Origin of the sequence: Massilia litorea, from assembly GCF_015101885.1 — a bacterium.
Taxonomy (GTDB): Bacteria; Pseudomonadota; Gammaproteobacteria; order Burkholderiales; family Burkholderiaceae_D; genus Telluria; species Telluria litorea.
Genome location: NZ_CP062941.1, coordinates 1,740,056 through 1,754,155 on the forward strand (window position 1 = coordinate 1,740,056; position 14,100 = coordinate 1,754,155).

The 14,100-nt window shown below is 62.7% G+C and carries 15 protein-coding genes and 1 tRNA gene; 9 read left to right on the forward strand and 7 right to left on the reverse strand.

Going from position 1 to position 14,100, the window contains the following annotated elements:
- Positions 1-258: 258 nt before the first annotated feature.
- On the forward strand, positions 259-1,491 hold the full coding sequence (locus tag LPB04_RS07710; protein WP_193688125.1) for a putative DNA modification/repair radical SAM protein: 1,233 nt from the start codon (positions 259-261) through the stop codon (positions 1,489-1,491).
- Positions 1,488-2,981: a UdgX family uracil-DNA binding protein gene (locus LPB04_RS07715; protein ID WP_193688126.1), complete on the forward strand. Its 1,494-nt coding sequence runs from the start codon at positions 1,488-1,490 to the stop codon at positions 2,979-2,981. Before LPB04_RS07710 ends, LPB04_RS07715 begins: the two co-directional genes overlap by 4 nt.
- A 6-nt stretch (positions 2,982-2,987) precedes the next feature.
- Here the strand turns inward: LPB04_RS07715 and LPB04_RS07720 are convergent, their stop codons facing one another.
- From LPB04_RS07720 to LPB04_RS07730, 3 genes are all read right to left on the reverse strand, one after another.
- Positions 2,988-4,172 (reverse strand): flagella assembly protein FlgT middle domain-containing protein, encoded by a 1,185-nt coding sequence (locus tag LPB04_RS07720; RefSeq protein WP_193688127.1) that lies wholly within the window; start codon positions 4,170-4,172, stop codon positions 2,988-2,990.
- A complete protein-coding gene (locus LPB04_RS07725; RefSeq protein WP_193688128.1) occupies positions 4,162-4,701 on the reverse strand; it encodes an LPP20 family lipoprotein in 540 nt (179 codons plus the stop codon). The genes LPB04_RS07720 and LPB04_RS07725 overlap by 11 nt, the downstream gene beginning before the upstream one ends.
- A 169-nt stretch (positions 4,702-4,870) precedes the next feature.
- On the reverse strand, positions 4,871-5,233 hold the full coding sequence (locus LPB04_RS07730) for a VOC family protein (protein ID WP_193688129.1): 363 nt from the start codon (positions 5,231-5,233) through the stop codon (positions 4,871-4,873).
- A 75-nt stretch (positions 5,234-5,308) separates the two neighbouring features.
- Here LPB04_RS07730 and LPB04_RS07735 point away from each other — a divergent pair, with 75 nt between their 5' ends.
- The 3 genes from LPB04_RS07735 (at position 5,309) to LPB04_RS07745 (ending at position 6,934) form a co-directional block, all read left to right on the forward strand.
- On the forward strand, positions 5,309-5,632 hold the full coding sequence (locus LPB04_RS07735) for a helix-turn-helix domain-containing protein (protein WP_193688130.1): 324 nt from the start codon (positions 5,309-5,311) through the stop codon (positions 5,630-5,632).
- 98 nt (positions 5,633-5,730) lie between these two features.
- Positions 5,731-6,792: a TraB/GumN family protein gene (locus LPB04_RS07740; protein WP_193688131.1), complete on the forward strand. Its 1,062-nt coding sequence runs from the start codon at positions 5,731-5,733 to the stop codon at positions 6,790-6,792.
- Between the two features lie 68 nt (positions 6,793-6,860).
- Positions 6,861-6,934 (forward strand) — tRNA-Gly (locus LPB04_RS07745).
- A 19-nt stretch (positions 6,935-6,953) separates the two neighbouring features.
- Here LPB04_RS07745 and LPB04_RS07750 read toward each other — a convergent pair.
- From LPB04_RS07750 to LPB04_RS07760, 3 genes are all read right to left on the reverse strand, one after another.
- Positions 6,954-8,798 carry a sulfatase-like hydrolase/transferase gene (locus LPB04_RS07750; protein ID WP_193688132.1) on the reverse strand — a complete coding sequence of 615 codons (1,845 nt, stop codon included), beginning with the start codon at positions 8,796-8,798 and terminating at the stop codon, positions 6,954-6,956.
- 356 nt (positions 8,799-9,154) lie between these two features.
- Positions 9,155-9,445 carry a hypothetical protein gene (locus LPB04_RS07755; RefSeq protein WP_193688133.1) on the reverse strand — a complete coding sequence of 97 codons (291 nt, stop codon included), beginning with the start codon at positions 9,443-9,445 and terminating at the stop codon, positions 9,155-9,157.
- Positions 9,445-10,167 carry a S24 family peptidase gene (locus LPB04_RS07760; protein WP_193688134.1) on the reverse strand — a complete coding sequence of 241 codons (723 nt, stop codon included), beginning with the start codon at positions 10,165-10,167 and terminating at the stop codon, positions 9,445-9,447. The genes LPB04_RS07755 and LPB04_RS07760 overlap by 1 nt, the downstream gene beginning before the upstream one ends.
- 115 nt (positions 10,168-10,282) lie before the next feature.
- Between LPB04_RS07760 and LPB04_RS07765 the strand changes: the two genes are divergently transcribed.
- Genes LPB04_RS07765 through LPB04_RS07775 form a run of 3 tightly spaced genes read left to right on the forward strand, consistent with a single transcriptional unit; the run spans position 10,283 to position 12,131 of the window.
- On the forward strand, positions 10,283-10,513 hold the full coding sequence (locus tag LPB04_RS07765) for a holin (protein WP_193688135.1): 231 nt from the start codon (positions 10,283-10,285) through the stop codon (positions 10,511-10,513).
- Positions 10,514-10,515: 2 nt separating this feature from the next.
- The gene (locus LPB04_RS07770) at positions 10,516-11,460 is read left to right on the forward strand and encodes an aldo/keto reductase (RefSeq protein WP_193688136.1); all 945 of its coding nucleotides are present in this window, start codon (positions 10,516-10,518) and stop codon (positions 11,458-11,460) included.
- Complete coding sequence (locus LPB04_RS07775) at positions 11,457-12,131, forward strand: DUF6064 family protein (protein WP_193688137.1); 675 nt, start codon at positions 11,457-11,459, stop codon at positions 12,129-12,131. The genes LPB04_RS07770 and LPB04_RS07775 overlap by 4 nt, the downstream gene beginning before the upstream one ends.
- On the opposite strand, the gene LPB04_RS07780 is transcribed toward LPB04_RS07775, so the two are convergent.
- Positions 12,128-13,246 (reverse strand): succinylglutamate desuccinylase/aspartoacylase family protein, encoded by a 1,119-nt coding sequence (locus LPB04_RS07780; protein WP_193688138.1) that lies wholly within the window; start codon positions 13,244-13,246, stop codon positions 12,128-12,130. The genes LPB04_RS07775 and LPB04_RS07780 overlap by 4 nt on opposite strands.
- A gap of 163 nt (positions 13,247-13,409) precedes the next feature.
- On the opposite strand from LPB04_RS07780, the gene trmB reads away from it, so the two are divergent.
- Entirely contained in the window at positions 13,410-14,090 is a 681-nt protein-coding gene (trmB, locus tag LPB04_RS07785; RefSeq protein ID WP_193688139.1) for a tRNA (guanosine(46)-N7)-methyltransferase TrmB, read from the forward strand.
- The last annotated feature ends 10 nt before the right edge of the window (positions 14,091-14,100 follow it).

The window sequence follows — 14,100 nt, forward strand, 5'->3', positions numbered from 1 at the left end:
CCTGAGTCCACGCGTTCGTGTCCCTGAACACACCACGAACACTGCAGAGCGCCAGCATATGCCTGATGTGATCCGTTTCGGTTGCTCAACCGTGCGTAACGCGTGGACTCGGGAGTCCACCCTACGGTGCGCTGCCGTTCCGGGTTCAGTCGATGCCGGGATTGATTGGCCCGCCTTTGTCCCGCCCCTGCACCCTCCCGCGCGTCGTCCATACCCGGACTGGTTTATACTGTACACCCATACAGTTTCTCCACTCCGATGAAACTTTCCGACAAGCTCGAAATCCTGGCGGACGCCGCCAAATACGACGCTTCCTGCGCCAGCAGCGGGGCGCCGAAGCGTGCTTCCGACGGCAATGACGGCGGCATCGGCGCGACTACCGGCATGGGCATCTGCCACAGCTACACGCCGGACGGCCGCTGCGTATCGCTATTAAAAATCCTGCTCACCAATTTCTGCGTCTACGACTGCCAGTACTGCGTCAACCGCCGCACCTCGAATGTCCCGCGCGCACGTTTTTCGGTCGCCGAAGTCGTCAAGCTGACCCACGATTTTTACCTGCGCAACTACATCGACGGCCTGTTCCTGAGTTCCGGCATCATCCAGTCGAGCGATTACACGATGGAGCAGCTGGTCGCCGTCGCGCGCACCCTGCGCGAAGTCCATCACTTCAAGGGCTACATCCACCTGAAAACGATTCCGGACGCCGATCCGCTGCTGATCGCCGAGGCCGGCCGCTATGCCGACCGGCTGTCGGTGAACATCGAGCTGCCGACCCACGACAGCGTGACCCGCCTGGCACCGGAAAAGAACGTCCACACCATCAAACTGGCGATGGGTTCGATCCGGCGCAAGCTCGATGAAAAGGCGGAAGAGCCGAAGGGGCCGAGTTTCGCGCCCGCCGGGCAAAGTACCCAGATGATCGTCGGCGCTGACGCCAGCGACGACCAGACCATCCTGAATACGGCCGAAACCCTGTACGGCAGCTATAAACTCAAGCGCGTGTACTACTCGGCCTTCAGCCCGATCCCGCAGAGCCCGGACAGCGTGCCCCTCGCCCCGCCGCCGCTCTTGCGCGAGCACCGCCTGTACCAGGCCGATTTTTTGCTGCGCGGCTACGGTTTTACGGCGGGCGAACTGATGCCGGCCGCCGGCAACCTGGCGCTCGACGTCGACCCGAAGCTGGCCTGGGCGCTGGCGAATCGCGAGCACTTCCCGATGGACCTGAACCGCGCGGACGCCGAGATGATTGCGCGCGTGCCCGGCATCGGCCTGCGCAACGCCAAGCGCATCGTCGACCTGCGCCGCCTGCGCCGGGTGCGCTGGGAAGATTTATCGCGACTGCGCTGCAGCATGAAGAAGATCGCGCCTTTCGTCGTCACCGCCGACTACAAGCCGGCCCAAGGTCTTGCCAGTTCCGACCTGCTGCGGCGCCACCTCGGTGCGCCGCAGGAGCAGATGAACCTCTGGCCCGAGCTGAAGGCGGCATGAACGCGGCGGCCGCGGTTGCGATGGTTGCCGCCGGCCAGCCGCTGGTGGTCTCCAGCTTTCTCGAGTGGCGTGCCGTCGCGCGCGAACTGCTGGTGCATGACGTGGCGCCGGAACTGGTCACCTGGAACCAGGTCGGCGTGCTCGATGCCGACCTGTTCTCGGGTGCGCCGGACTCTGCCCCTTCTGTCGATAATGTTCCTGCCGGGTTGACCCCCACAAAACCGGCACCGCACATTCCTCGCGCGCTGATGGACATGCTGCAGTCCGCCGCCTGCTGCCGCGTGCCCGACCGCTGGGCCTTCCTGTACCGGGTGATCTGGCGCTGGCAGCATGGCGAGCACGACGTGCAGTCGCCGGCCGACGCCGACGGCGCCCGTCTGCATGCGATGGTCAAGGCGGTGCGCCGCGAGGAGCACGACATGCACGCCTATATCCGATTCCGCGAGCGGCCCATCGAGGCCGGTCCGCCGCAATTTGCCGCCTGGTTCGAGCCGCGCCACGACGTGCTGCCCCAGGTCGCCGAACATTTCAAACACCGCATGGGCGGCGTCACCTGGATGATCGGCACGCCCGAGGCCAGCGTCATGTGGGACGGCGCGAGCCTGCACCATACCGGCCCCCTGATGTCGAGCGCGGCCGACCTCGACGATGCCGGCGAGGCCCTGTGGCTGACCTATTACCGCAGCATCTTCAATCCCGCGCGCGTCAACGCCCAGCTGATGCAAAGCCATATTCCGTCGCGCTTCTGGAAAAATCTGCCGGAAGGCGCGATCGTCCCGGCCATGGTCAGCAATGCCGAACTCGGCGCGCGCAGCACCGGCCAGGCCCAGGCGGTGGGCCGGAAAAGCGGCGCCACGATCCCGATCGCCCCCGCCGACGCCCAGCCCGAACGCCAGCAACCGTCGAAACTCGACGAATGCCGGCGCTGCGACCTGTGGCAGTACGCGACCCAGGCGGTAGGCGGAGAAGGGCCGAAGAAGGCGCAGATCATGCTGGTCGGCGAGCAGCCGGGCGACCAGGAGGATCTGGCCGGCAAAGCCTTTATTGGGCCCGCCGGCAAGCTGCTCGACCGCGTGTTCGAGGCCGCCGGCCTGGAGCGGCGCGAGATCTATCTGACCAATGCGGTCAAACATTTCAAATGGGAGCCGCGCGGCAAGCGGCGCCTGCACAAGACGCCGGCCCAGCGCGAGGTCGAGGCCTGCCACTACTGGCTGGACAAGGAGCTGGCGTCGGTGAAACCGAAGGTGATCGTGGCGCTCGGCGCGACGGCGCTGAAATCGGTCATCGGGAATGGCAATGCGAAGCTGGGCGAGTCGCTCGGCAAGGCAATCCGCCACGAAGACCGCTGGGTCGTCACCGTCTACCACCCCTCGTATATCCTGCGCGTGCCGGACGAGGAGGCGAAACACCAGGCGTTCAAGGTGATGGTCGATGGCCTGAAGCTGGCGCAGTCGCTGCTGGAACGGCCGCCGGAAGAACCGCCGGCGTAAAGCGCCTTACCGTCCCGGCATCACCGCCACGTCGAAGCGCACCATGTCCCCGGCGCTGACCTGGCGCGCGGCGCCTGGCGGCGTCATGGTCCCGATCGCAAATCCCGGCTGCACCTGCACGATCGACACCGTCCCGACCGGCGCCTCCACGGTGCCGAGCGGCACCAGCGGATCGGCTCCATACACCTGCTGGCGCGGGTCGAGCCGGTAGACGACGAGCTGGTCGCCCGGCGTCACCGAGGAGGTGCTGCCGGCGTCGATGACGATCCGTTCGCCCTGCACCTGCACCACCTTGGCCATGAAGGGTAATGCCGCGATATCGGCCGTGATGCCGGCGATGCCTTCGTCGAGCGCGCGCAGGATGGCGCCGCCGAAAGGCGTGGCGGCGAAGCTGGCGCTGCCGAAGGGTTTATCGCGGCCGACGCGTCTTTCTCCGACCGTTTCCACCAGCGCCGTGCGGCGTGCCAGCAGGACGCCGGTCAGCCCATCGTGGACGAAAAATTCGATTTCGATGCGGCGCGCGTCCTTGTTGATCAGGCCATAGAACGCCGGCTTGTCGAAATTACCGGCGTCGACGATTTCGCCCGAGACCACGAACTGGCTCTCGTACATGCCGGCGATGCGACGCACGGCCGCTGTGTCCGTGCTCGGGCCCTTGCTGCCCGGCGAGATGACATACGGACTTTCCTTGCCGAGGAACTTGCCGCCGGCCGTCATGCGGCGCAGCAGCTCCTGGGGCAGGCGGATCGCGATGTCGTCGACGTCGTCGAGCTGGGGCGAGCGGCGCACGTGGAAAGGCGTGACGACGATCTTCTTTTTATAGGCGAGATTCACGCTGCCGCGCGGACGCGCGTCTTCTTCTTTGACGGCGATGCGCACGTGCAGCACCTGGCCGGTCTGCCATTCGCGCAGCACCGTGTAGCGGTCGAAGTCAAAGGCTGGCTGGACGCGGCTGCTCTCAACCGTCTTGCCGCGGGTGGCGGTGCCGGCGGCGACATCGACGCGGGCGCCGCTGCGCAGGCCGAGCTGTTCGAGCGCATCGCGGATCGCGGCCTGGCGCGCGCCGGCGAGGTTGCCGCCGGCGATCGCGGCGACGCCTTCGGCCTCGGCCGGCGCGGCGCACACGGGAATAGACAAGCTGAGCAGCAGCGCCAGCAGGGCGCCGCCGAACTGCCCCAGCTTACTGGGCATGGTAGAACGAGGCGCCATAGGCAGCGCCGGGACCGGCGTTGCCCACCATGCTGCGCGCGTTCTTTGCCACTGCCTGGGTGGCACGCGGGGGAGTCTGGGAGGGGGCCGCATTGGTATCGAAATCCATCTCCACGGTCGTCTCGTAGCTGCCGTCTTCGCGCTGGGCGACTTTCGTCACGCGCGCGCCACGGATGAAGGCGTCAATATACACCTTGAAACTGTCGTCCTTGAGCGCGAGCGAGCCAACCGTGCTGCCGCCTTCGACGCGCAGGCCATACACCTGTTCGGCCATCGCGCGGTAGGCATCCAGGCGCGCGGCGCGCATGGCGAGCAGCTTGCGCTGGGCCGGCGAGACGCGGTCGCACTCGCCATTGCAGGCGGCGGTGTTGACGGCGCCGTAGCCGGTGGCGTTCAGGGTGACGATGACCGGCTGCGGCGCGGGCGCCTGGCGGGTGAAGGGCGTGTGCACGGTGCCGCAGGCGGACAGCAGCGATGCGGCGGCAAAGGCGAGGACAGCGACGAGTTTCATGACGGATCCGGTGTTGGTGGGCGCGCGCGCTCAAAGCGCGCTATCAGTCTGGATAACGGACGCCGGCGCCGGATCTTGATGGACGTACGGAAATATTTATGTCAAAAACCCGGCAATCCGCAAGCGAATTGGCGGGTTATCAAGCGCGATGCTTGATTCGGCAAGCCGATCAGGACGAGGACAAGACGAACTGGTTGCCGTCCGGATCCTTCATGATGGCGTAGGTACCCCAGGGCTGCTTCTGCGGTTCCGACACGAACTCGACGCCGCGGCTCAAGAGCTGGCGATAGGTCGCCTCGACGTCGTCGCAGGCGAGCGAACCGTTGAACTGGCTACCGATGCGGTCTTCCTGGCCCGGCGGCGTGAACAGGACAAAGCGCGTATCCGAAGCGCCGACGCGCAGCTCGATCCAGCGCTGGGGGCCGAAGGGCTGGTCGGTGATGACGCGAAAGCCCAGCTTCTCGGTGTAGAAGGCGAGCGCCGCGTCCTGGTCGCGGGTCGGGATGCTGACGAATTTGATATGGGTGATCATGCACGCTCCTGGTTGTTTGCCCGGCATTCTCGCACGGGATACCGGGCAGCTATAATCATCGTGACTATACTCTTCATGATGCCAGTGACCACCTTCGATCCCTATGTACTCGATGTGCTGATGCCGGACCTCGTCGGCCACGAAAAAGCGCCTTCGGCTTTCCTGATCTACGTGTATTTGTGGCACCGGATCGAGGCGGCCGGCGGGCGCGCCGTACAGCTCAGCTATGCGACGATCGCGCTCGAGGCTGGCCTGTCGCGCATCACGGCGCAACGCGCGATCGCCTTACTGCTGCGTCGGCAATTGATCAGCGCAACGAGCGCCTCGCGCACGGCGGTGCCGAGCTATCTGGTCCTGCGGCCATGGGCGGCGCGCAAGCGTCCCAGTGAGAATTCGTGATATTCAATATACATATGGCTCTTGTAACATCTTGTTTCTTGCTTATATCGCTTTGTGGCAACACAATACCCTTCAGCTAACAACCCGAAGGATGCACCATGCTGACACTGAAACGCCTCGTCTCCGCGCTGACCCTGTGCTTCCTGAGCTTGCCTGTGCTGGCACAGACCGAAGCCGGGCCCGCATCGCAGCCCGCCGCGCCGGCGGCACCGGCCGCACAGGCCGCACCGGCCGCACCGGCGCCGGACGACGCGGAAGCTGCACCGCAAACCATCCTCGTTTCCGGCAGCCGCCCGGGGCCCGGCCTGTGGAAGGTCTCGAAGGGAGATCACGTGATGTGGGTCTTCGGCACGTATTCTCCGCTGCCCATCAAGATGGAATGGCGCTCGCGCGAAGTCGAGAAGGTGATCGCGCAATCCCAGGAATACCTGAAGCCGCCCGGCTCGGGCGTCAGCGTCGGCTGGGGCGCCGTGACGGCCCTGCCGTTCCTGATCGGGGTCAAGAAAAATCCGGACGGCGCCGAACTGAAGGACGTATTGCCGCCCGAGGTGTATGCGCGCTGGCGGACGCTGAAACAGGTGTATTTCGGTGACGACAACGGCATCGAGCGCGAACGTCCCGCGTTCGTCGCCGGCCAGCTGTCCGACCGTGCACTCAAGCAGGCCGGCCTCACGAATGCCGGCGAGGTCACCAGGACCATCGAAAAGATCGTCGACAAGCACCAGCTGAAGATTACCGACCCTTCGGTTCACGTCCAGGTCAAGAACCCGGGCCAGGCGGTACGCGACTTCAAGAAGTCGCCCATGGACGACGTCCCCTGCCTGGCCAAGACCATCGAGCGCCTGGAGAGCGACCTCCTCATGATGCGCGCGCGTGCCAACGCCTGGGCCATCGGCGAGTATGAGGACATTCGCAAGCTGAACTACGGCGACCGGGCTGCCTGCATGCAAGCCGTGACCAACAGTTCGCTCTCGAAGACCCAGCCGGAATTGCTGACCTTGAACGAGCGCGCGCTGGCCTCCTGGGTCGCCGCCGCGGAGAAGGCGCTGGCGACCAACGCCAGCACGTTCTCGGTGTTGCAGATCAAGGAAATCCTGGACCCGAAAGGCGTGCTCGCCACGCTGCAGGCCAAGGGTTATACGGTCGAGCCGCCGAAGTAAGCGGACCTTTGCGGGCATTGATGCAAACTTGTCACTGCCGCGCAAACTCGCGTAGAATGCGTCGAGTCGCGGGTGTAGCTCAATGGTAGAGCAGAAGCTTCCCAAGCTTACGACGAGGGTTCGATTCCCTTCACCCGCTCCAAATAGGCAACAGTAGGCCGCTAGTTTTCTGGGGCCCGGCGACCATGCTCATGTGCTCGCGCCAACAGTATATCAAACTGCTCTGCAAGGAGCTTCTCCTGCGCCTGATTCGCATGCGCTAACTGTTGCAAGATCCCTGCTTCCGGCTCAAGACGCTGCAACGGCCCCCCTTCGTCGAAATCGAACACCGGACTTTTCCACAGCATCCGCAACTGAGCGTTATAGCTATAGAAAGAACCGTTGGACCAGATACCGCCACTTCCGTTGTACCACTCGCCACCGAAGCGAATGCTCCGAGGCGCCGGCTTGGCTGAGGCCAAATCAGAACCTTGCGACTCGATGCGAGCGTGTGCATTCCCATAAGCGCAATGCAAGGTCGGCGATATGTCGACGTGGCTGGTCGGACGCGAGATGACGATGGAATGTGCCAAGCGGGGGTCATAAATGACGAGCGGGACATGATAAGACGCCTCGTTTAGCACCACTGTTTTTAGAAATCCCGCTTCCTGCCTGGTGCGCAGGCCGTGATCGGCCGTGAGCACAATAACGGTATTTTCGCGTACCCCATGACGCTCAAGAGCAGCAACCAATTCACCGAGACTGTCATCGACAGTCTTCAGACGTCGGTAACCCTCTTCGTACAATGCTTCCTTGCTTGCGCCGGAAGCAAGCCAAGGGCCATGCGTGAGTTGTGGCAAATACGCGTATATAAACGGAGTGGAGGACTTTGCGCTTGCACCGATCCGGTCGATGAGCACACCAAGCAAGGCCTTGTCCTTGGCCAGGGGATCGCTCTCAATGTCCGTCGACACCACATTACCGCCTAACTGCCGCACGGCCCAGTCATCGACAGGATAACGATGAGTGACCGGGTCAAACAGGGTGAAGTCATACCCTTGACCAACCAAGGAGGAGAATGCGCTTCTGTAAGGATTGGACCGGTCCAGCTTGACTGTTTTCTCCAAACGATAGGGTGGATAGAGGCCCGTCAAAATGGAAAACCGGGCGTAACTCGTAAAAGGGTAAGTCGTAAAATGCTGCTGTGCGACCAATGCCTTGCTCTCGAGTGCCTCCATATTCGGTAGGCCTTTTTTCTTACCGAAAGAATAAAGTTCGTAGGGGATGGTTTCCATAAGGAAAAGCACGATATTGGGCTTGCTGCTGGCAGAAGCCTTCTTGGTTGTAAGTAGGCTATCTCCCTCGCAGGTGTAGTCAATTCTGCCAGCGACGATATCCTTACTGAGCGACGCGCTGCTGTCGCTACCAAATATTTCCGTTACCATCCTTGCAGCGACTGGAGCGTGATACAGGCCGCGCGGCGTTTGGTCGATGAGAACAGCACATGCGGCGATTGCACTGACCGTCACAGCAAAGAAAATTGCTAGCGGAAAGGCGGCATCGAAGCGTACGAATAAAGAACGATGTCGATAATGGTACAAAATGACAATCGTCGTAACGATCGCAGCAAATTTGCAAAGTGACCGAATCGATACGTATTCAAAAATACTGCTCGGCCTTTCTCTTGCCCACGCCAACATAGGTGCGATCTGATCCCACGTCAGGAACTTCCCAGTGGACGCTAATACATTCATATGGAGGAAGGCCAGGGCAGTCGACGCAAGTGCCAATACGTAGACTGAACGGGTCGTACCTCTTTCTCCAACGAATCGATAAAGAATCACCAAGGCCAGTGGAATACCGAGCAACAACAACCACAGGTCGGTAGCGAAAAAGCTGAGTTGCCAGAGAAAATCGATGCTCGTGGCGTCACGTCCAATTATCCGGCCCATGATCCGGTAGCCACCGTCTTCGAGCAGGTTATTTTTGATTGTTATAAGAAACGCAATCGCAATGAAATAAATCATGACGATTGCTGAATTGAGAGTTGGGAGACGTCGGAGCATGTTGCTTCGTTACCAATTTTAGACATGGAGGAGAGTGTAGGCCTTATCCTACACGATCTCTTCAATTGATATGTCTATATAGTAACAAAAGTTCTGGTTGTGTAATATTCAGCGCCTGCGGTGTATTTTTTTGTACACAAAGTAGTCGGCAGTGAATGCCCGGCAGTAAATCGCTCAATACTGAAGCGCACATGGCATCGGGCTGAGAGGCGATGCACAGCATGTCAGAACGGTTATCCAGAAATAGCATGCTGTGCACCAGTCTGACGTGGGTACTTTATTCACCAGCTACTGTGTGCTGCGTCTTTTTGACTTTGTTAAAACGGCAGGGGCATATCGCGCTCGGGCGCAGGCAGCGAGATGTCGATCTCCTCGAAGGCCAGCGTCTCCAGCTGCAGCAATGCCAGCAGTTCCCCAGTCTGAAACGGTGCATAGGCCCGGAAACCGTTGGGTTCGAGCGATACCAGCATGACCGGTTGTGCCGGAAAATGTTCAGTGACCTTTTTCAGTACCGGCTCGGCGGCGCCGCGCACGGTGAACGGGGAGTCGACGAGCGCGACGATGATGGGCGAGCCGTGCGGCGCGAATTGCGTGACCTGTATCCGCATCAGATCCGGTCGCTTTCCTTGCGCACCACGCGCCCGATGATCAGGCAGCTGTCGCCCTCGCAGGCGCGGCGGTAATAGGTGCGCTGGTCCGGGTTGTCGGAGGCCAGCCACCAGCGGCCGCCATCCTTCTGCATGCGCTTGACGACCGGCTCGCCATTAAAATTGACGGCAAAGACTTCGCCGACTGCCGGCTTCCGGTCGGCGGTATTGATGACGACGATATCGTCCTCGTACAAGGTCGGTTCCATGCTTTCGCCCTTGACGACGATCGCGATCAGCTTCGCCGGATTCAGCCGCTTGCGCTCGATCCAGTCGCGCCGCATGCCGACCGTGCCGCCATCGTGGTATTCCGGCTCGGTCTGGAAACCGGTGACCCCGGCGGACAGGCGTAATTTCACCATCGGTACTTGCACAAAGGTGGCGTCGATGGCGTCCGACACGACCACGCGCATCGCGCCGGGGAAGAGGGCAGCCGGGTCCGTTCCCCGCAAGCCGTCGATGATGGCGGCCGGCAGGCTTTTACCGGTCACCCTGGCAATCGCCAGCAATTGCTGCAGGCTGGGACTGTGTTTTTCGGTCTCCCAATGCGAGATGTTCGCCTTGGTATGGCCGCGCGCCGTACCGAGCTCGAACGCGAGTTTCGTCCCCAGCGCTTCGCCCGACAGGCCGGCCTCTTGCCGTGCTTCTTTGATCCAGTTGGCGATCATCGTTTTAAGTTCCATCGTGAAATTGTATAGCAACCCGGTTCGCACAAGTATAGAAATTCTCTACTAAAAAGTATAGTATTACTATACCGAGCTGAGGTATCTCAATGTACTGATGAGAAGAGGACGAGCGATGAAATGGAAAATGGTGGAAATCTCGAGCATTGCTGGCGCGCTGGCGTCGATCGGCGCAGCGGTGACGCTGGAACGGGCCGGTGTCGCCTTCGGTATCGTGACCGGCTTGACGACTTGCCTCCTGAACGTGTTCTATATGCTCAGGAAGGACGCCCGCGAACAGCGGCAAGCCGAGCTCGCCATCCGCGAGACCGAAGCCCGGCTGGCGGCACTCAAAGCGAAGGAGTGAACATGCAGCGCATTTCCAATGAACGCAGGACGCTGTTGGGTGCGATGCTCGCCGGCAGCGCCTGCGCGGCTGTGGGCACTTCACTGGCCGCGGCGCCGAGCCCGCTTGTCACAAGCCCGATCCTCACGCGCCCGATCCCGTCCTCCGGAGAGTTGCTCCCCGTCGTCGGCCTGGGCAGCTGGATCACCTTCAATGTCGGCGACGACCCCGCCGCGCGCGCCGCCTGCACGCAAGTCGTGCAGGCTTTCCTGGCCGGGGGCGGGAGGATGATCGATTCATCGCCAATGTATGGCTCGTCCCAGGCCGTGATCGGCCATGCGCTGGCGCAGCTGAAGCATCCGCCGATGCTGTTCGCGGCCGACAAGGTGTGGATCGGTTCCGGCGCCCGCGGCCCGGCCCAAGTAGAAACCTCGCGCAGGCTGTGGGGCGTGCGGCGGTTCGATTTGCTGCAGGTACACAACCTGCTGGCCTGGGAAGAACACCTGGCTACCCTGCAGCGCATGAAGGCTGCGGGACAGCTGCGCTATGTCGGCATCACCACCTCCGAAGGCCGGCGCCATGACGAGCTCATCAAAATCATGGAAACCCGGCCGCTCGATTTTGTCCAGGTCAGCTATAACGTGCTGGACCGTGAAGTGGAAAACCGGATCCTGCCGCTGGCGCGCGAGCGGCGCATCGGCGTCATCGTCAACCGGCCGTTTCGCCAGGGCGAGCTGACGCAGGCGCTGGCCGGCAAGCCGCTGCCGGGCTGGGCGGCGGAGATCGGCTGTACCAGCTGGGCCCAGGCGCTGCTGAAATTCATCATCGCCGAGCCGAATGTCAGCTGCGCCATTCCCGCTACCTCGAACCCTGCTCACGCGCGCGACAACATGCTGGCCGCGCGTGGGCCCTTGCCCGACGGGACGCTACGCCGGCGCATCGCCGCGGACGTGAAGCGGCTCACATGAGCGAGTGGTGGACGTACAGGCCGTCGGACCTGCTGATGTTTTCGAAGGCGACCTATTTTCGCCTGTTCGAACTGCAAAACCTGGCGCTGTGGCCGATCCACCTGCTCGCGCTCGGCGCCGGGATCGCGCTGCTGGTCTGCCTGGCGCAAGGCGGGGCCAGGGCGGGAAGGGCCACGGCGGTCCTGCTGGCGCTGGCCTGGCTGCATGTGGCCTGGCGTTATTTTGTCGAGCGCTATGCGACGATCAATACCGGCGCGCCATACTGTGCGCTCGGGTTTGCGCTGCAGGCCGTGCTGCTGTTCTGGCTGGCCAGCCGGAAAGATGCGCCGCGCCTGACGGAACCCGCCGGTTCGCTCGGCAAGCTGGCGCTCGGCATCGGATGCGTGGCGCTGGTGGTGTATCCCCTGCTGGCGCCGCTGGGCGGCCGTCGCCTGGCCGGGGCCGAGCTGTTCGGCCTCGCACCTGACCCGACGGTGGCCATGACCCTGGCGGCCTTGCTGTTGTGGCGTTCCGGCCCCTTCCTGTGGATTGTGCCCCTGCTGTGGTGCGCAGTCAGCGGCGCGACCTTGATGGAACTGCGCGCGGGCCAGGCCTGGTTGCTGCCGCTTTTAACCGTGCTGGCGGTCGGCGCGCGGCTGCTGGCCGCCAGGCGCGCCACGAATAAAACCTAGGAGCCGAGCAGGTTGCCGGCGCGGAAAGCGGTCGTGCCGGCGATCTTGCAGACGTGCATGCCACGCAGCAGGTGGCGGTGCGCCGTGCTTGCGAACAAAACGCCAGCGTGTTTCGCCCGCACCGGCGTCACCTGGCCGCTCACCGGATTGACGATTTCGGCCACCGCTTCGCCGGCCTCGACCTTATCTCCCAATGTTTTCAGGAAGACCAGCACGCCCGCGTGGGGCGCGGACAGCGGCTCCACCGCTTCCAGCGGCGTCGGCGCGCAGCGCGCTTCCGGCAGCGGCGTGATCGGCAGGTCGAGCACGCCGTTGCGCGCCAGATATTGCAGCAGGGCCTCGGCATCCCGCTTGGCCAGTTCGTAACGCACGTCGTTCTCGCCGCGCAGCTCGACCGTGATAGCGACGCCGGCCGGCGGAATCGCGACCTCCGGCCCGAAGTGTTCCGCCAGGTCCCACCACAGGCGGCTGCAGGCTTCATCGAAGGGTTCTCCGCCCGACTCGCGCGCCAGCAACAGCGCACGCGCGCCCATCAGGGTCGCCAGCGGCTGCACGGCGTCGGCCAGCGGTTCGCCGGCATACATGTGCAGCACCGCTTCGTTATCGCAATGCAGGTCGAGCATGATGTCGGCGTCGATCGCCATCGACAGCAAGGTTTTTTTGAGCAGCCCGCCGCTCGTCGTCGGCGCCCATTCTTCCAGCGATTGACGGGCATGGGCGCGGATCAGGGCGACGTTCGCTTGCGCGTCCGTGCCCAGCTTTCCTTCGAGCGATTTCTTCAGGTCGCTCGCCACATGTTTATAGGCGCGGTTGAAATTCACCCCGGTGGATAAATCGTAGCGGCCGAAGGGCGTGCCGTGGATGGTCTGCGACAGCCCGATCGGGTTGGCGGCCGGCACCAGGATGATTTCTCCCTTGACGCGGCCCTCGGCATCGAGCCGGTCCAGTTCCTGGCGCAGGAAGTGGGCGACCAGCATCGCCGGCACCTCGTCCGCATGGAGCGAGGCCTGGATGTACACCTTTTTTCCATGGCCCGGCGTGCCGTAATGAAAAGAGGTCAATTGAAAGGTGGCGACGTTGTCTTCGATCGCGATCGGGTGTTTGGTCGAATGCATCGGCGGGCCTTGGGAAAGTCGGTATGAAGTCCGATTATGGCGCAGATTGCCTTTCTGATCACACGCGAATGCGTCAAGGGCGTAGGCTATAATGTCCGCCGTTCTCTCCTCACTCTCATTTCCCATGTCCGAAGACACGCCCAACAACGGCCCGGCCCGTACGATGCTTTACGACCCTACCGAACACCGCATTCGCAGTTTCGTCACCCGCGCCGGCCGCTTGTCGACGGGGCAGGCACGCGCGTTCGAGGAATTCGGGCCGCAGTTCCTGATCGAGTACAAGAAGGAGATGCTCGACTACGCCGCCGCCTTCGGACGCCAGGCGCCGACCATCCTCGAGATCGGCTTCGGCATGGGCGACACCACGGCGCACATCGCACGTCAGATGCCTGACAAAAATTTCATCGGCGTCGAAGTGCACACGCCGGGCGTGGGCAGCCTGCTGAAACAGATCGGCGAGCAGGGCATCCAGAATTTGCGCCTGATCCAGCACGATGCCTTCGAAGTGCTGCACCACATGATTGCCGACGGCTCGCTGGCCGGCGTGCACATCTATTTTCCGGACCCCTGGCACAAGGCGCGCCACAACAAGCGCCGCCTGATCCAGCCGGCGTTCGTGAAACTGCTGTGCGAGAAGCTGGTGACCGGCGGCTACATCCACCTCGCGACCGATTGGGAAGACTACGCGGTGCAGATGCTGGACGTGCTGGGCGCCGAGCCGGCCTTGGCGAACACGGCGGAAGGGTATGCGCCGCAGCCGGCGTACCGGCCGCTGACCAAGTTCGAGAACCGTGGCCTGAAGCTCGGGCACGGGGTGTGGGATCTGGTGTTTACGAAGAAGTAAGCACAACGGC